The 17,147-nt window shown below is 60.9% G+C and carries 18 protein-coding genes; 9 read left to right on the top strand and 9 right to left on the bottom strand.

The window, feature by feature from the left end:
- Nucleotides 1-97: 97 nt before the first annotated feature.
- From argR to acs, 6 genes are all read right to left on the bottom strand, one after another.
- Nucleotides 98-1,078, bottom strand: a complete 981-nt coding sequence (gene argR, locus ACIOVF_RS05415) for a transcriptional regulator ArgR (protein WP_045200158.1) — start codon at nucleotides 1,076-1,078, stop codon at nucleotides 98-100.
- A 98-nt stretch (nucleotides 1,079-1,176) separates the two neighbouring features.
- Nucleotides 1,177-1,941 carry an ABC transporter ATP-binding protein gene (locus ACIOVF_RS05410; RefSeq protein ID WP_045200156.1) on the bottom strand — a complete coding sequence of 255 codons (765 nt, stop codon included), beginning with the start codon at nucleotides 1,939-1,941 and terminating at the stop codon, nucleotides 1,177-1,179.
- Between the two features lie 67 nt (nucleotides 1,942-2,008).
- Nucleotides 2,009-2,707, bottom strand: coding sequence for an ABC transporter permease (locus ACIOVF_RS05405; RefSeq protein WP_045200154.1), 699 nt, complete (start codon nucleotides 2,705-2,707; stop codon nucleotides 2,009-2,011).
- The gene (locus ACIOVF_RS05400) at nucleotides 2,704-3,393 is read right to left on the bottom strand and encodes an ABC transporter permease (RefSeq protein WP_045200553.1); all 690 of its coding nucleotides are present in this window, start codon (nucleotides 3,391-3,393) and stop codon (nucleotides 2,704-2,706) included. Before ACIOVF_RS05400 ends, ACIOVF_RS05405 begins: the two co-directional genes overlap by 4 nt.
- A gap of 90 nt (nucleotides 3,394-3,483) precedes the next feature.
- Nucleotides 3,484-4,269: an ABC transporter substrate-binding protein gene (locus ACIOVF_RS05395; RefSeq protein ID WP_045200152.1), complete on the bottom strand. Its 786-nt coding sequence runs from the start codon at nucleotides 4,267-4,269 to the stop codon at nucleotides 3,484-3,486.
- Between the two features lie 515 nt (nucleotides 4,270-4,784).
- The gene (acs, locus tag ACIOVF_RS05390; protein WP_045200150.1) at nucleotides 4,785-6,746 is read right to left on the bottom strand and encodes an acetate--CoA ligase; all 1,962 of its coding nucleotides are present in this window, start codon (nucleotides 6,744-6,746) and stop codon (nucleotides 4,785-4,787) included.
- A 404-nt stretch (nucleotides 6,747-7,150) separates the two neighbouring features.
- Between acs and ACIOVF_RS05385 the strand changes: the two genes are divergently transcribed.
- Complete coding sequence (locus tag ACIOVF_RS05385) at nucleotides 7,151-7,411, top strand: DUF2790 domain-containing protein (protein ID WP_045200148.1); 261 nt, start codon at nucleotides 7,151-7,153, stop codon at nucleotides 7,409-7,411.
- Nucleotides 7,412-7,536: 125 nt separating this feature from the next.
- On the opposite strand, the gene ACIOVF_RS05380 is transcribed toward ACIOVF_RS05385, so the two are convergent.
- A complete protein-coding gene (locus ACIOVF_RS05380; protein WP_045200146.1) occupies nucleotides 7,537-9,093 on the bottom strand; it encodes a sigma-54-dependent phenylalanine hydroxylase transcriptional regulator PhhR in 1,557 nt (518 codons plus the stop codon).
- 281 nt (nucleotides 9,094-9,374) lie between these two features.
- On the opposite strand from ACIOVF_RS05380, the gene phhA reads away from it, so the two are divergent.
- The 5 genes from phhA to ACIOVF_RS05355 all read left to right on the top strand — a co-directional run bounded on the left by phhA (nucleotide 9,375) and on the right by ACIOVF_RS05355 (nucleotide 13,411).
- Nucleotides 9,375-10,163 carry a phenylalanine 4-monooxygenase gene (gene phhA / locus ACIOVF_RS05375; RefSeq protein WP_401288047.1) on the top strand — a complete coding sequence of 263 codons (789 nt, stop codon included), beginning with the start codon at nucleotides 9,375-9,377 and terminating at the stop codon, nucleotides 10,161-10,163.
- A 42-nt stretch (nucleotides 10,164-10,205) separates the two neighbouring features.
- The gene (locus ACIOVF_RS05370) at nucleotides 10,206-10,562 is read left to right on the top strand and encodes a 4a-hydroxytetrahydrobiopterin dehydratase (RefSeq protein WP_036994257.1); all 357 of its coding nucleotides are present in this window, start codon (nucleotides 10,206-10,208) and stop codon (nucleotides 10,560-10,562) included.
- Nucleotides 10,562-11,755 (top strand): amino acid aminotransferase, encoded by a 1,194-nt coding sequence (locus tag ACIOVF_RS05365; RefSeq protein ID WP_045200140.1) that lies wholly within the window; start codon nucleotides 10,562-10,564, stop codon nucleotides 11,753-11,755. Before ACIOVF_RS05370 ends, ACIOVF_RS05365 begins: the two co-directional genes overlap by 1 nt.
- Nucleotides 11,756-11,817: 62 nt before the next feature.
- On the top strand, nucleotides 11,818-12,111 hold the full coding sequence (locus ACIOVF_RS05360) for a hypothetical protein (protein WP_401288248.1): 294 nt from the start codon (nucleotides 11,818-11,820) through the stop codon (nucleotides 12,109-12,111).
- Nucleotides 12,112-12,211: 100 nt separating this feature from the next.
- The gene (locus ACIOVF_RS05355; protein ID WP_045200137.1) at nucleotides 12,212-13,411 is read left to right on the top strand and encodes an MFS transporter; all 1,200 of its coding nucleotides are present in this window, start codon (nucleotides 12,212-12,214) and stop codon (nucleotides 13,409-13,411) included.
- Here ACIOVF_RS05355 and arfB read toward each other — a convergent pair.
- A complete protein-coding gene (gene arfB / locus ACIOVF_RS05350; RefSeq protein WP_045200136.1) occupies nucleotides 13,405-13,818 on the bottom strand; it encodes an alternative ribosome rescue aminoacyl-tRNA hydrolase ArfB in 414 nt (137 codons plus the stop codon). The two genes, ACIOVF_RS05355 and arfB, sit on opposite strands and share 7 nt — an antisense overlap.
- Before the next feature lie 333 nt (nucleotides 13,819-14,151).
- Nucleotides 14,152-14,466, bottom strand: coding sequence for a helix-turn-helix domain-containing protein (locus ACIOVF_RS05345; RefSeq protein WP_045200134.1), 315 nt, complete (start codon nucleotides 14,464-14,466; stop codon nucleotides 14,152-14,154).
- 364 nt (nucleotides 14,467-14,830) lie between these two features.
- Between ACIOVF_RS05345 and ACIOVF_RS05340 the strand changes: the two genes are divergently transcribed.
- The 3 genes from ACIOVF_RS05340 to ACIOVF_RS05330 all read left to right on the top strand — a co-directional run bounded on the left by ACIOVF_RS05340 (nucleotide 14,831) and on the right by ACIOVF_RS05330 (nucleotide 17,058).
- Nucleotides 14,831-15,484 (top strand): DUF1120 domain-containing protein, encoded by a 654-nt coding sequence (locus tag ACIOVF_RS05340; protein ID WP_401288040.1) that lies wholly within the window; start codon nucleotides 14,831-14,833, stop codon nucleotides 15,482-15,484.
- A 155-nt stretch (nucleotides 15,485-15,639) separates the two neighbouring features.
- Nucleotides 15,640-16,278 carry a DUF1120 domain-containing protein gene (locus ACIOVF_RS05335; protein ID WP_401288037.1) on the top strand — a complete coding sequence of 213 codons (639 nt, stop codon included), beginning with the start codon at nucleotides 15,640-15,642 and terminating at the stop codon, nucleotides 16,276-16,278.
- 138 nt (nucleotides 16,279-16,416) lie between these two features.
- Nucleotides 16,417-17,058, top strand: coding sequence for a DUF1120 domain-containing protein (locus tag ACIOVF_RS05330; RefSeq protein WP_045200128.1), 642 nt, complete (start codon nucleotides 16,417-16,419; stop codon nucleotides 17,056-17,058).
- The last annotated feature ends 89 nt before the right edge of the window (nucleotides 17,059-17,147 follow it).

Genomic DNA, 17,147 nt, shown 5'->3' with positions numbered 1-17,147 from the left:
GGTCGCAAAGGCGCAGTTTAAACGCTGCGGGGAATATGCGGGAGATTCTGTATGGGCGGTTCGATCGCGGCGACCCGACTTGCCCCGCGATCAAAAATCAGCCGCGCTCGGCGGGTACCGAAGACAGTTCGAACGGGCTGCTGCTTCGTCGCTGGTTACGATCTTCGCGCGGCGTGGCACCGAAGAAGTTGCGATAGGCGCTGGAGAAATGCGGCCCGGAAGAAAACCCGCATGAGAGGCCGATCTGGATGATCGACTTGCTGGTCTGCATCAGCATCTGCCGGGCCTTGTTCAGCCGCAGCTCCAGGTAATACTGGCTCGGCACGCGATTGAGGTACTGCTTGAAGATCCGCTCCAGTTGGCGGCGCGAGACGCATACATGCTGGGCGATCTCGTCGGTGGTCAGCGGCTCTTCGATATTGGCTTCCATCAGCAGCACGGCCTGGGTCAGCTTCGGGTGGCTGGAGCCCAGGCGGTTCTGCAGCGGAATGCGCTGGCGCTCGCCGCCCTCGCGAATCCGCTCGACCACCAGTTCTTCCGACACCGCACCGGCAAGCTCGGCACCATGATCGCGGGCCAGCACCGCCAGCAACAGGTCGATCACCGACATGCCGCCGCACGCTGTCAGGCGGTCGCGGTCCCAGTCGAACAGGTGGCTGGTGGCGATGACCTTGGGGAAACGCTCGGCGAAATCATCCTGCCAGCGCCAGTGCACTGCGGCCCGGTAACCATCGAGCAGGCCCAGTTGCGCCAACGGATAGACCCCCGCCGACAAGCCGCCGACCACGCAACCGGCACGCACCAGTTGCTTGAGTGCGCTGGCCAGGCTCGAGGCCACGGCCTGCGGCGGCTCGTCCGCCAGCAAAAACAGCTTCTGACAGCCTTCGAGCTTGCCCGCCCACGGCTCGCCCGGCAGGCGCCAGGCACCCTCGCCATGCGCTTCGGCCTGCAGGAAGGACAACTCGTAGACCACTTCCGGATGAACCTTCTGTGCTACCCGCAACACCTCCTCGGCCAGCGCCAGGGTCAGGGCTTTGGTGCTGGGCCAGATGAGAAAACCGATTCGCTGGGTGGTCATGGGATGCGGTCCGAAACCTGAGAGAGGTCAAGAAGTTAGAGCCTGGTCAGGCTGCGCTTGATACGCAGCATGACCCATTTTGGTGCAAAGCGGCAATCTTACTTCAAGCTGCCCGAGAGGAACTGCTGCAGACGTTCCGACTGCGGATTGACCAGCACTTCGCGCGGGTTGCCGCTCTCTTCCACCAGGCCCTTGTGCAGGAACACCAGCTGGTTCGACACCTCACGGGCAAAGCCCATTTCGTGGGTGACCACGACCATGGTCCGGCCTTCCTGTGCCAGCGACTGCATGACCTTGAGCACGTCGCCAACCAGCTCCGGGTCGAGCGCCGAGGTCGGCTCGTCGAACAGCATCACTTCCGGCTCCATGGCCAGCGCCCGGGCAATCGCCACGCGCTGCTGCTCACCACCGGACATATGCCCAGGATAGGCGTCCTTGCGGTGGGCGACACCGACTTTGGCCAGGTAGTGCTCGGCTTTTTCCAGGGCGTCTTTCTTCGACATGCCGAGCACGTGCACCGGCGCTTCGATGATGTTTTCCAGCGCGGTCATGTGCGACCACAGGTTGAAGTGCTGGAACACCATCGACAGGCGCGAACGCATGCGCTGCAGCTGCTTGGGATCAGCGGCCTTGAGCGCGCCATCCTTGTTGGCTACCAGCTTCAACTCTTCGTTGTTGAGCAGGATCTTGCCCGCGTGCGGCTGCTCGAGCAGGTTGATGCAGCGCAGGAAGGTACTTTTGCCCGAACCGCTGGAGCCGATGATGCTGATCACGTCGCCTGCCTTGGCCGCCAGGGACACGCCCTTGAGCACTTCGTGACTGCCGTAGCGTTTATGCAGGTCTTGGATTTCGAGTTTGTACATGCTGTCGATTCTCACAAAGCAGTCAGTCTTGAGCTAACGCTCAGGGCGAAAAAGTGGGCGCAGGCCGTCAGTGCTTGCGCGGCGCCAGGTAGCCCAGCCAGCGGCGCTCAGCCAGCTTGAACAGGCGCACCAGAATGAAGGTCAGGCACAGGTAGAACACGCCGGCCGTGATGTAGGCCTCGAACGGCAGGTAGTACTGGGCGTTGACCGTGCGCGCCGCACCGGTGATGTCGATCAGGGTGACGATCGACGCCAGGCTGGTGGTCTGCAGCATCATGATCACTTCGTTGCTGTACTGCGGCAGCGCCCGGCGCAGGGCCGATGGCAGGAGGATGCGGCGGTACATCTTGACCCGCGACATGCCCATGGCCTTGGCCGCCTCGATCTCGCCATGGGGCGTGGCCTTGAGGCTGCCGGCGATGATCTCGGCGGTATAGGCGCTGGTGTTGATGGCAAAGGCCAGGCAGGCACAGAAGGTTGCACTGGACAGCCACGGCCAGAGGAAGCTTTCACGCACCGCTTCGAACTGGGCCAGGCCGTAGTAGATCAGAAACAGCTGCACCAGCATCGGCGTGCCGCGGATCACGTAGGTATAGAGCCAGGCGCTCATGTTCACCAAAGGCTGCTTGGAGACCCGCATCAGGCCCAGCGGGATCGCCGCCAGCAAACCGAACAGCAGCGACAGCGCCAGCAGCTTGAGGGTGGTCAGCAGGCCGCTCAGGTACAGCGGCAGCGCTTCCCAGATGACGTTGTAGTCGAAAATCATAGATCAGCCGCCTTTACGCCAACCGAGTAGCGCTTCTCGAGGTAACGCAGGGCCAGCAGCGAAACACTGGTGATCACCAGGTACAGCGCCGCTACCGCCAGGAAGAAGGTGAAAGGTTCGCGGGTGGCATCGGCCGCCTGCTTGGCCTTGAACATCATGTCCTGCAGGCCCACTACCGAAATCAGTGCGGTTGCCTTGGTCAGGACCAGCCAGTTGTTGGTGAAGCCGGGGATCGCCAGGCGAATCATCTGCGGCACCAGCACCCGGAAGAACACTTGCAGGCTGCTCATGCCATAGGCCATGCCGGCTTCGGCCTGCCCCTTGGGAATGGCCATGAACGCCCCGCGGAAGGTTTCCGACAGATAGGCACCAAAGATGAAGCCCAAGGTGCCGATACCCGCCATCAGCGGATTGAGGTCGATGTAGTCGTCAAAGCCCAGTAGCGGCGCGACGCGATTGAGCAGATCCTGGCCGCCGTAGAAGATCAGCAGGATCAAAACCAGATCGGGAATCCCGCGGATCACGGTGGAATACAGATCGCCGAGCCAGGCCAGCCAGCGCACTGGCGACAAACGCAGCGCCACACCGATCAGACCGAGCACGATGGCCAGGGCCATGGACGACAAGGCGAGCTGTAGCGTCAGCCACGCTCCGTCGAGGATGACTGCCCCGTAGCCTTTCAACATGATGAGGTCCTCGACCTTAGGGATGAAAAAATGGTGCAAACCTCAGAGTCTCTGCTGCTTGCACCATTGAACAGGTGAAACGTCGACGATTTACTTGGCGTCTGGGCCGTAGATGTCGAAGTTGAAGTACTTGTCCTGAATCTGCTTGTACTTGCCGTTGGCACGAATGGCCGCGATGGCAGCGTTGATGCGATCCAGGTTGGCCTTGTCGCCTTTGCGCACGGCAATACCGATGCCGTCACCGAAGTACTTGGCGTCGGTGAACGATGGGCCAACGAAGGCGAAGCCTTTACCGGCGTCAGTCTTCAGGAAACCGTCTTCCAACAGCGTAGCATCGGCGACGGTGCCATCCAGACGGCCAGCGGCGACGTCCAGGTAGATTTCGTTCTGGGTGCCGTAAGGAACGATGGTGGCGCCTTGCGCACCGAACACTTCCTTGGCGAAGCGATCGTGGATCGAGCCGCGCTGCACGCCGATCTTCTTGCCCTTGAGCTCAGTCAGGCCTTCGCTGACCGCAGTACCTTCCTTCATCACCAGGCGTGCCGGGGTCAGGTAGTACTTGCCGGTGAAGTCCACGGACTTCTTGCGATCGTCGGTGATCGACATGGACGACAGGATGGCGTCGATCTTGCGCACTTTCAGCGCCGGGATCAGGCCATCGAACTCTTGCTCGACCCAGGTGCACTTGGCCTTCATTTCTTCGCACAGGGCATTACCGATGTCGTAGTCGAAGCCGGCGATGCTGCCATCAGGCTGCTTGAAAGCGAACGGTGGGTAGGCGGCCTCGATCCCGATTTTCAACGGTTTCTCATCAGCCAGCGCTGCCAGGGAAAACACGGACAGCGCCAGGGCGCCAAGCAGTGCGAGTTTCTTCATCTGGAACTCCATCGGTAAAGGGCAATACGAGGCAGGGTTGAGAACTGCCCGATATGCGAATGGGTACAACGCGAGCTGCGCAGGGTCGGCATTGAAGCAGACGCGACGAGCGAGTGATCGGCATTTTAACGACAGCTCCGAAGCCGATATTTCTTCAATGCGACAACTAGTTACAGAAGCGCAGGAACGCGGGGGCGCAGATATTGACAGCTTTCACGGAATATGCAAAAGCAAAAGACAAATAACCAATCAATGAAGCAATAAGCGGGCCTATTATTGGCAAAGCCTTCTAATCCGGCAAGCGCAGCGTTTCAGCAGGCGAAAACGGGTGGCTGAAATGCCCTGAAAACGTACGGTGGCGTTTCGCAATGCCCCGCTTTTGTGCGAAAGCGGTGACAGAAGGGTTACCGATGATTGTCGAAGTAACAGAAAGCACAAAGCCCCGCCGGAGTAACCCGGCAGGGCTTTGCGTGGACCCGATCGCTGTGTAGGAGCGGGCTTGCCCCGCGATACCTTTAGGCCGAAGCCTTGCTCATGTCCTTGTGGGTATCGATCAGGTGCTGCACCACACCCGGATCGGCCAGGGTCGAGATATCACCCAGGCCATCGTACTCGGCCGTGGCGATCTTGCGCAGGATGCGGCGCATGATCTTGCCCGAGCGGGTTTTCGGCAGGCCGGGCGCCCACTGGATGACATCCGGCGAGGCAATCGGGCCGATTTCCTTGCGCACCCAGTTCTTCAGCTCCAGGCGCAGTTGCTCGGTTGGCTCGACGCCACCATTGAGGGTGACGTAGACATAGATGCCCTGCCCCTTGATGTCGTGCGGCACGCCAACCACTGCGGCCTCGGCGACTTTCGGGTGGGCGACCATGGCACTTTCGATCTCGGCGGTGCCCATGCGGTGGCCGGAGACGTTGAGCACGTCATCGACGCGGCCGGTGATCCAGTAGTAGCCGTCTTCGTCGCGACGGGCACCGTCACCCGTGAAGTACATGCCGCGGAAAGTCTTGAAGTAGGTGTCGACGAAGCGGTCGTGGTCACCGTACAGCGAGCGCGACTGGCCCGGCCAGGAATCGAGGATCACCAGGTTGCCTTCGGCGGCGCCTTCGATCAGGTTGCCAAGGTTATCCACAAGGGCCGGCACCACACCAAAGAACGGACGGGTCGCCGAACCCGGCTTGAGCGCGGTAGCGCCTGGCAGCGGGCTGATCAGCACGCCCCCGGTTTCGGTCTGCCACCAGGTGTCGACGATCGGGCAACGCTCCTTGCCGACGGTGTGGTAGTACCAGTTCCAGGCTTCCGGGTTGATCGGCTCGCCCACCGAGCCCAGCAGGCGCAGGCTGGAACCATCGGCACCGGCGACGGCAGCCTGACCTTCAGCCATCATCGCGCGGATGGCGGTCGGCGCGGTGTAGAGGATGTTGACCTTGTGCTTGTCGATGATCTTCGACACGCGAGTGATGTCCGGATAGTTCGGCACGCCTTCGAACAGCACGGTGGTCGCGCCGTTGGCCAGCGGGCCGTAGACGATGTAGCTGTGGCCGGTGACCCAGCCGACGTCGGCGGTGCACCAGTAGACTTCGCCCGGACGGTAGTCGAACACCCGTTCATGGGTCAGCGCGGCGTAGACCATGTAGCCGCCGGTGGTGTGCAGCACGCCCTTGGGCTTGCCGGTGGAGCCGGAGGTGTAGAGGATAAACAGCGCTTCTTCGGCGCCCATTTCCTTCGGCGCGCAGTGGCTGGAGGCAACCTTCATCAGGTCTTCGTACCAGATGTCGCGGTGCTGGTGCCAGGCGATGTCGCCACCGGTGCGCTTGCAGACGATGATCTTCTGCACGCTGCTGGTTTCGGGGTTGGTCAGGGCCAGGTCGACGTTGGCTTTGAGTGCGGTGCGACGACCGCCACGCAGACCTTCGTCAGCGGTGATGACGATCTTCGACTTGCAGTCGATGATGCGCCCGGCCAGTGCCTCGGGCGAGAAGCCGCCGAACACCACCGAGTGGATCGCACCGATGCGGGCGCAAGCCAGCATGGCGACCACGGCCTCGGGGATCATCGGCATATAGATGGTGACCACGTCACCGCGGTGCACATCCTGGCCACGCAGGGCGTTGGCGAACTTGCACACTTGCTCGTGCAGTTCACGGTAGGTGATGTTGCGGTGTTCGGAGGGGTCGTCGCCTTCCCAGATGATCGCGACTTGATCGCCGCGCTCGGCCAGATGGCGGTCCAGGCAGTTGTAGGAAACGTTCAGAGTGCCGTCAGCAAACCATTTGATATCGACATGGTGGTCGTCGAAGGAGGTCTGCTTGACCTTGGTGAAAGGCTTGATCCAGTCGAGGCGCTGAGCCTGCTCGCGCCAGAAGCCGTCCGGGTTGATCACCGACTGCTGGTACATGGCCTTGTAGGTCGCCTCGTCGGTCAACGTCTTGGCCGCAACCTCGGGACGAACGGGATACAGGGGAGCCGCACTCATCTTTGTTACCTCGGTGTAATAGTTGTTTTTGTATGACCTCGTTGTAACTGTACCAGACTGCGCCGGCCATTCGACGTTGGTAGTAACGCCCTGGTCTTTTCTCCCTGCGACAAACCGCGAAGGCTCAAGGCCGGGTCTGCACGGCGAAAAAATAAAATTACCCGGCAGTCTGCCAGGCGATTGTTACAGTTTCTGCCAACAGTGTTTATCAAAACCGTGGCTGTTTAAGCGCAGGCCGCACTCCTAGAATTCACCTCGCCAGCAACGGCACCACGATTAACTTTCTTGTAGCCCCCCACGAAGGGAAGTTAATCGGCAAATAATCGTGATAGTTGATCCTGCTGTACACGCGGCGCCACAAGCGCTGCGTGCCCCCTTACGACCTTAGACAGGTAAAAATGAAGATGAAAGCTTTACTGGTATTGGCACTGGGTAGTCTTTGCAGCGTGGCGATGGCCGACGAAGTTGCAAATGGCGGCGCCGAGCAGATTCCGGTTGAACAGTACAGTTACTCGCAACATCTGGACATCGCCAAGGTCATTTCCATGAGCGAAGTGCCGAATGTCTGCGAAGTGGTCCCGGCGCGCATGACCTACGAAGACTCCCAGGGCAAGCGCCACATTCTCGAGTACCGGGTGATGGGTAACGGGTGCTCGAACGGTTGATCCAACGGGTTGACCGCCTGCAGCGCCTCGGTTGGCATTCAACGAGGCGCGCTGCACTATTTGGACAGTACACCTGCAACTAATAACCTGCCTGTATTACCCATACTTTATTAACGCCAGATTAATTAATCCGATTTGCCGACTGCATGTTCACGCAACTTGTTGGCAATAGTGGTGTGGGAAACTCCCAAGCGTTTACCCAGCGCCCGACTGCTGGGAAATTCGCTCATCAAGCGCTCCAGTACTGCCTTCTCGAAACGCCCGACTATTTGCCCCAGGTCGCCCTCAAGGGAAAACTCGCCCAAGGGTTGCCGGCCGCCGTAGTCCGGCAGGCGAATATGTTCAGTCTTGACCACCCCGCCGTCACATAGCGACACGGCCTGAAACAGCACGTTCTCCAGTTGCCGCACGTTGCCCGGCCAGTGGTACTGGCTCAAACGCTCCATGGCCGCTGGCGCAAGCTTGGGCAGCGGGCAACCGATCTGCCGGCTGGCCTGGTCAAGAAAGTGCTCGACCAGCGGCGGCAAGCCGTCCAGGCATTCGCGCAGCGGCGGAATATGCAGCGACAGCACGTTGAGGCGGTGGTAAAGGTCCTGGCGGAATTCGCCACGGGCGCACAACTCGGACAGATCGACCTGGGTGGCACAGATGACCCGCACATCCAGGTACACCTCTTCATCACTGCCTACCCGACGAAAGCAGCCGTCCTGCAGAAAACGCAGCAGTTTTACCTGCAGGCGAGGACTCATCTCACCGACGCCATCGAGGAACAGCGTGCCGCCTGCCGTCAGTTCCAGCAGCCCCAGCTTGCCCTCGGCCCGCGCGCCTTCAAACGCCCCCGGGCCGTAACCGAACAGTTCGGTCTCGGCCATGGACTCGGGCAAGCCGGCGCAGTTGAGCGCCATCAACGGCGCCTGGCCACGGGGGCTGGCCAGGTGACAGGCACGGGCCAGCAACTCCTTGCCGGTGCCGGTCTCGCCTTCGATCAGCAATGGTGCATCCAGCGGCGCCATGCGCCGCGCTTCGCGCACCACCGCAGCCATCACCCGCGAACTCTGGAAGATGCTGTCGAAGCCACGCAACTCCTGCTTGCGCACGTTATAGATGCGCTCGCCTATGCGGTCGGCGCGGTGCAGGGTCAACACTGCACCCGCCAGGGCCTCGCTGTCGTCGTGCTCGGACTGCAGCGGCGCAATATCAGCGAGGAACACATCGCCCTTGACCTTGACCCGCAGGCCGTTGATGCGCGACTTGTTCGCCCGCACCAGCTCCGGCAGGTCAAAATCCTCGGCATAACGCGACAGCGGAATGCCCGGCACCTCGTCGACACGCACCCCGAGCAGCTGCGCCGCAGCGCGGTTGGCAGCCACAATGGAGCCGCCCATGTCGATCGACAGCACCGGGAAATCCAGCGCGCCAAGCAAGGCATTGAGCTCCATGTGCCGACGCTCGCTGGGCATCAGGCCGACGCGCTTGACCCCGAACACCCCGGCGATCGATTCGAATTTCGGCCGCAGGGCCTGGAACTGCAGGTTGATCAGGTTCGGGCAGTGCAGATAGATGGCATTGCCATGCTCGCCACCGACCTCACCGCGGGCGACGTTGATGCCGTACTCCACCAGCAGGTTGAGAATGTCGCGCAGGATGCCGATGCGGTTCTGGCAATGCACTTTAATACGCATGAAATGTCCTACAAGAAGGTCTGGTACGCGCCACGGTAAGCAAGTTTTTGCAGCGACCGAAGAATAGTCGTAAAGATTATGTGACAGATAGCCGCAGTTTCAAGGATTAAAGCGTCCGTTTTTTCGGGATGCCGGCCATTTTGTAAAGTTATCGTTACAAAATCCGGAGCGGTTCGAGCGCGAAGCTGCCGTCAGGACGCTGCAAACCAGAGAAATGCGGGTTATCACTAGGGGCAATGGCTTGAACACATAACAAGAATGGCCCTCAGCAGGAGAGCAGCATGAAACAGACGCAATACGTGGCTCGCGAGCCCGATGCGCAGGGTTTTATCGACTACCCGCAGCAGGAACATGCGGTGTGGAACACCCTGATTACCCGTCAATTGAAGGTGATCGAAGGCCGCGCGTGCCAGGAATACCTGGACGGCATCGACCAGCTGGGCCTGCCTCACGACCGCATCCCGCAGCTGGGTGAGATCAACAAGGTGCTGGGCGCCACCACCGGCTGGCAAGTTGCCCGGGTACCTGCCCTGATCCCCTTCCAGACCTTTTTCGAACTGCTGGCCAGCAAGCGCTTTCCGGTAGCCACCTTCATTCGTACCGAAGAAGAACTCGACTACCTGCAAGAGCCGGACATTTTCCACGAGATCTTCGGCCATTGCCCACTGCTGACCAACCCCTGGTTCGCCGAATTCACCCACACCTATGGCAAGCTCGGCCTGCAGGCCACCAAGGAAGAGCGCGTGTACCTCGCCCGCCTCTACTGGATGACCATCGAGTTTGGCCTGGTCGACACCCCGCAAGGCCGCAAGATCTACGGCGGCGGCATTCTTTCTTCACCGAAAGAGACCGTCTACAGCCTGTCCGGCGAGCCCGAGCACCAGGCGTTCGATCCGCTGGAAGCCATGCGCACGCCGTACCGCATTGATATCCTGCAGCCGCTGTACTTCGCCCTGCCCAACCTCAAGCGCCTGTTCGACCTGGCCCACGAAGACATCATGGGCATGGTCCACACGGCAATGAAGATGGGCCTGCACGCACCGAAATTTCCACCCAAGGTCGCCGCCTGAGCGACCTTGCAAACCAATAACAAACCACTTGCGGAAAACCTTATGAACGCCTTGAACCAAGCCCACTGCGAAGCCTGCCGTGCCGATGCTCCACAGGTCAGCGACGAAGAACTGCCGGTACTGATCAAGCAGATCCCGGATTGGAACATCGAAGTCCGTGACGGCATCATGCAGCTGGAAAAAGTTTTCCTGTTCAAGAATTTCAAGCACGCCCTGGCCTTCACCAACGCCGTTGGCGAAATCTCCGAAGCCGAAGGCCATCACCCAGGCCTGCTGACCGAATGGGGCAAAGTCACCGTGACCTGGTGGAGCCACTCGATCAAGGGCCTGCACCGTAACGACTTCATCATGGCCGCGCGCACCGACGAGGTCGCCAGCACCGCAGAAGGCCGCAAGTAATGCACTTCGGCGCCATCGGGCGCGTACCCGGCGATCCGATCCTCGGGCTGATGGAGGCGTATGCCAAGGACAGCAACCCGAACAAGTTCGACCTCGGTGTCGGCGTGTTCAAGGATGCCCAGGGCCTGACGCCGATTCCGGCCGCGGTCAAACAGGCTGAACAGCGCCTGCTTGAGCAACAGGCCAGCAAGAGCTACGTCGGCGGTCATGGCGATGCGGCATTTGGCCGACTGATCAGCGAACTGGTACTGGGCAGTGATTCGTCGCTGCTCAGCCAGCAGCGCGCCGGCGCCACCCAGACCCCGGGCGGCACCGGTGCCCTGCGCCTGGCGGCGGAGTTCATCGAACACTGCCTGCCGGGCCGCGGTATCTGGCTGAGTGATCCGACCTGGCCAATCCACGAAACCATCTTCGCCGGCGCCGGCCTCAAGGTCAGCCACTATCCCTATGTCGGCACCGACAACCGTCTGAACGTCGCCGGGATGCTGGCCGCCCTGGAAGTTGCGCCCAAGGGCGACGTAGTGTTGCTGCACGCCTGCTGCCACAACCCGACCGGATTCGACCTGAGCCAGGACGACTGGCGCGCCGTGCTCGAGGTGGTGCGCCGCCGTGAGTTGCTGCCGTTGATCGACTTCGCCTACCAGGGCTTTGGCGATGGTCTGGAAGAAGACGCCTGGGCGGTACGGCTGTTCGCCGCCGAACTGCCTGAGCTGCTGATTACCAGTTCCTGCTCGAAGAACTTCGGCCTCTATCGCGACCGCACCGGCGCTCTGCTGGTGTGCAGCCACGATGCCGACAAGCTGCTGGATGTGCGTAGTCAACTGGCATTGCTGGCGCGCAACCTGTGGTCGACACCACCGGATCATGGCGCGGCGGTGGTGGCGCAGATTCTTGGCGACGCCGACCTCAAGCGCCTGTGGGTCGAAGAAGTCGAGGCCATGCGCCAGCGCATTGCCGAGCTGCGGGTCGGTCTGGTCGAGGCCCTGGCGCCCCACGGCCTGAGCGAACGTTTCGCGCACATCGCCGAGCAACGCGGGATGTTCTCCTACACCGGCTTGTCACCGGAGCAGGTCAAGCAACTGCGTGAGCGCCACAGCGTGTACATGGTTGGCACTGGCCGGGCGAACATCGCCGGCGCCGATGCGGCACGCCTTGAAGCACTGGCTGCGGCCATCGCCGACGTCTGTCGCTAAAAGCATCGCTGGCAAGCCAGCTCCCACAGGTCATGCATACACCGGACCTTGTGGGAGCTGGCTTGCCAGCGATCGGCTGCGCAACAGCCCCGGAAGATCCGCCGACCTTCAACACCAATCGGCAGGAAAATTCATACTGTCATTCAGACTCCTGTATCCTGCACAGGCTTTCACAAGCCCATGCGCGCCTTGCGCAGCCTTTCCACACACTTGCGAGGAACGACGAGATGCATGAAATCCCGAATCTTCCCTTCCCAAGCCTGAACCCAGAAGAGCAGACTCCTGCCACTCACAGCGCCGAACCAGCCCAGGCTGACTACGACGGCGACGAAACTTCCAGCGCCGACCAGGAATAACTCGCGCAACGATCAGACTGTGTGAAAACGGCTGATGCAGGGACCACCCCGTCAACACGTTTTCACACCGTCAAGAATTCCCCTTTACGAAAGCCCGCCCATGCCCGACTCACCGCGCCCCCTTGCGGTCACCCTGCAAGTCGTCTCCATCGTCCTGTTTACCTTTATCGGCTACCTGAACATCGGCATTCCCCTGGCCGTTTTGCCTGGCTATGTGCACAACGACCTGGGCTTCGGCGCCGTAGTCGCGGGCCTGGTGATCAGCGTCCAGTACCTGGCCACCCTGCTCAGCCGCCCCTACGCCAGCCGCCTCATCGATAACCTGGGCAGCAAGCGCGCGGTGCTCTATGGCCTGGCCGGTTGCGGCTTGAGCGGCGTGTTCATGCTGCTTTCGGCGTGGCTGCAACATGCACCCTGGCTGAGCCTGGCCAGCCTGCTGGTCGGGCGCCTGGTGCTGGGCAGCGCCGAAAGCCTGGTGGGTTCGGGCTCCATTGGCTGGGGCATTGGCCGGGTCGGCGCGCAACACACCGCCAAGGTAATCTCCTGGAACGGCATCGCCAGTTACGGCGCGCTGGCCATCGGCGCGCCGCTGGGCGTGGAACTGGTGCAACGCTTCGGCCTGTGGAGCATGGGCGCCAGCATTTTACTGCTGTGCGTACTGGGTTTGGCGCTGGCCTGGCCGAAAACCGCCGCCCCGGTAGTGGCGGGTGAACGCCTGCCGTTCCTGCACGTGCTCGGGCGGATATTCGGCCATGGCTCAGGGCTGGCCCTGGGCTCGATCGGCTTTGGCACCATCGCCACCTTCGTCACCCTGTACTATGCCAGCCACAACTGGAACAACGCGGCCCTGTGCCTGAGCCTGTTCGGCGCCTGCTTCATTGGCGCGCGACTGCTGTTTGGCAATCTGATCAATCGCATAGGCGGGTACCGGGTGGCGATCGCCTGCCTGTCGGTAGAAACCCTCGGCCTGCTGTTGCTCTGGCAGGCACCGAGCGCCGAGCTGGCCCTGGCCGGTGCGGCGTTGAGCGGCTTTGGTTTCTCGCTGGTGTTTCCGGCCCTGGGGGTCGAAGCGGTGAACCTGGTATCCGCCTCCAACCGCGGGGCGGCCGTGGGCGCCTATTCGCTGTTCATTGACCTGTCGCTGGGCATCACCGGCCCGTTGGCCGGGGCAATTGCCGCCGGCTTCGGCTTTGCCTCGATCTTTGTCTTTGCCGCCGGCGCCTCGTTCTGCGGCCTGCTATTGAGCCTGTATCTGTACCGCCAGGCCCGCCTGCAACCGCCGCGGCATTTGTCTCAGTAATCGATCTTGCCGCGCCCGGCCTTGATGACGCCGCGCTTGCTCTTGGTGTCCAGGCGCCGGGTTTTCGAGCCCAGGGTCGGCCGGGTCGGGCGCCGCGCCTTTTCCACTTTGGTCGCCGAGAGAATCAGTTCGCGCAGGCGCTCCAGGGCATCGGCGCGGTTCTGCTCCTGGGTTCGATACTGCTGGGCCTTGATGATGATCACCCCGTCCCGGGTAATGCGGCTGTCGCTCAGCGCCAGCAGACGCTCCTTGTAGAACGGCGGCAATGACGAAGCCTGGGTGTCGAAACGCAGGTGCACGGCGCTGGAGACCTTGTTGACGTTCTGCCCGCCGGCGCCCTGGGCGCGGATGGCAGTCAACTCGATCTCGTCGTCCGGGATCTGCACCGCGTTGGATAACTGCAACATCACACATCCTTTGATCAAACATTCAGGCCGACTCAGGTATTCGGCAGCGTCCCCGCTCAGCTTCTTGCGCTCCCAGGCACAGCACCTGGGCTACACGCTGTACGCAGCCCTGGTCCACCGGGGACAACTGGCGAAACAAAATCAGCAGCTCGTTTTCGACTTCACTCAAGCGTTGCACAGGCGAAGCCTTACTTTCCGTGTTGAATGCGCAGGTTTTATGCTCCGACATGATCACCCTTCCCTAGCGAGACTGAATGCATCGACGTTACGAGCAATTCCCTGCGGACCCACCAGGACCGTTCCGAGCGTTTCGTAGGAAAATTGAGATAATAGCTATACGCCACTACCCTTCGCGTCGTGCATGGCCCCGACAATTCTATGCACAACTTCTTGGTCAGCGATAGCCAGTGATCGGTACTGAGCCAGCAATCGCTGCTCCGGTTCATTCAACGAAGCGCCATCATCGATCGTGCGCACACCGGTGATCACGTAGCGCACATCGACACCAACCCCGGCGACCGCCGCCAGATACGCCGCATCCGGGTTGCGCTCGCCTTTTTCATAGCTGCCCTGGGTATTGCGGTTGACCCCGCCAAGCTGGGCGAAATCATCCTGGCGAAGGCCCAGGCGGGTACGCTCCTGACGCAATCGTTCACCGCTTTGTGCCGATTTCGGTGCAGTTGTTGCACAATTTTTCAATCAAAACCCCTTTACACGAACATTTTTTTGGGCATAATCGGCATCCGAACAACACAGACAGCCTTGCCGAGCACTATGCCCCCGCTGTTTACTCCTGGGCAAGGCCAAGCAAAGCACATAAAACCAAACATTCGCACGTTCTATCGTCTAGCCAAAACGTGTGAAAAATCGTCACGGATGACACAGGATCAGGGCTCGCCCTGATAACTGGTACAGCAGGCATGCCCAGCGCGCCTGACGAGCCATCCGCTGCCGGCCCCACCATAAGACCAACCACGGCACGGAGGTTCATTCATTTTCAAAGGACCGAATAATGAACACCAAGCCTTTGTGCACCCTGACCGCACTGCTGACCTTCGTCAGTGCTGGCGCCCATGCCAGCAGTACCGACGTCAATATCAGCGGCACCATCACTCCTGCAGCTTGTACGCCGTCGCTCTCCAGCAATGGCCAGGTCGATTTCGGCAACATCAGCATGCCCGATCTCACTCCGCAGCCCGGCATCCCCGACCACTCGGTCCTGGCGCCGCGCAGCCTGACCTTCAGCATCATCTGTGACCGTGCCACCCGCTTTGCCCTGGTAGCCACCGGCAACCGTCGCGACAGCAGCTCGATCCCCCTGCCCAAGGCGTTTGGCCTGGGCACTACCAGCGGCGGAGAGGCCATCGGCTTCTACAGCGCGACCTGGCCCGACAACGGCGCCACCCTCGACAACCTGCCGGCCGACACCCTGTATTCCGAAGACAGCGGCAGCACCTGGGTGAAAGTCCCAGGCAGCGGCTTCGAGCACCTGGGTGACAAGCCCGAGTCACGCCTGGGCTTTGCTCTGCGGGGGCAGACCAGCCCCAGCGCAGCCGAAGTCCTCAACCTGCGACTGGACGTGGCCGGCTGGCTGCGCAACGACATGACCCATGTCGATGAGGCGCTGCTCGATGGGCACATGACCATCGAGTTGCAGTACCTCTAGCGGGTAACAGAACGCCCACGCGTTACAAGTAATTACTAGAGCCCGCCGAACGCCCGACGTTTTTCCCTGGCAAGTCCGACAGGGAACAGACAACTGCGCTCGCGAAACGGGTCACATCGCAATACCCAACACCAACACTTAAAAGGAAAACCGTTGTGAAAAAGTCCGTATTGTCCCTTGCCGTGCTGATAAGCCTGACCACTGCCAACGCCATGGCAGCCACCACCGACCTGACCGTGTCCGGAACCATTACGCCGGCCGCTTGCACCCCCACCCTGAGCAATGGTGGGCAGGTGGAGTACGGCTCGCTGGCATTGACCGAGCTTGAAGAAACTTCTGCTGGCTACCAACTGCCCAATAAAACCTTGAGTTTCTCCATCGAATGCAGCGCACCGGCCGCCTTTGCCCTGATCGCCAACGACAACCGCCGCGACAGCAGCCCGGCCAACCCCTGGCTGTTCGGGCTGGGAACCCATCAAGACCAGGCCATTGGTCACTTCGCGATGAAGTGGAACTATGAAACCCTCGTGATTGATGGCACCCAGGGCTATACCATTGAATCTCACGACAACGGCAACACCTGGAGCAATATCCTCGACGGCGTTCTGTATGACGCCGGACGTGCGCCGTCCCACCTGGTGGGCTTCTCCACCACCGGCAGCGAACTGGGGCCGGCTCCAGCGACCAGCGTCAACCTGACCATGATTGTCGGTGGTTTCATCAACAAAGACCTGACCCTGAACGGGGCCATGGAGCTCGACGGCAGCGCCACCATCGAAGTCAAGTACCTGTAAGGCAACGGCCGCTATCCAACTGATACAAAAGGCCCCTGATCGCCGAATGGCGTTCCCCTGCCTGCTGGACAGCAGGACGGGGGAACCGCGCTCGCGAGACAGGACACTTGCACCCTACAGAACTTGAAGGACCGTACTGTGAAAAAGTCCGTACTGAGCCTTGCCGCACTTATGAGCCTGGCCACTGCCAACGCCATGGCCTCCACTGCCGAACTCACTGTGACCGGCACCATTACCCCGACAGCCTGCACCCCTACCCTGGGCAATGGTGGCGTGGTCGATTACGGAAACATTGCCTTGTCCAATCTGGAAGAAGGGCCAACCGAGTACAAGCTTCCGGCTAAAACCCTGAGCCTCTCGATCGATTGCGACGGCCCTACCACCTTTGCCCTGGCTGCCAATGATAATCGACGAGATGCCACTGATCCGCGAAACTATCGCTTTGGCCTGGGCATGCACGAGGGCGAAAGCTTCGGCTCTTACATGATGTCGTGGGAATTCGAAAATACCCTGATCGATGGTGAGCAGGGGTACAACTTCTACTCAGACGATGGCGGTCATTCCTGGAGCGGACTAGGTGACGACCGAGGCAGTCTGGCCGATACCGGCAAAACACCGGGCTTTCGCGCAGGGATCGCCAAATCGATACAACTACGCCCCGACCCCGCCAGAAATGTGAGCCTGCTGATGGACCTTCGGGGCTACATCAAGAAAAGCCTGACCGTCACCGGCACGATCCCTATCGATGGCAGTTCTACCATTGAAGTGTTCTACCTCTGACCGCAGATCCCAAGGGGCGCGAACAGGGAACCCTCGCACCCCGGCCATGACCCACGGCCAGTGCACTCCCCCGCCATGAGCTTGCCGGA

Origin of the sequence: Pseudomonas sp. NPDC087612 (genome assembly GCF_044743505.1) — a bacterium.
Lineage (GTDB): Bacteria > Pseudomonadota > Gammaproteobacteria > Pseudomonadales > Pseudomonadaceae > Aquipseudomonas.
This window is presented reverse-complemented; position numbering and strand designations above follow the sequence as displayed.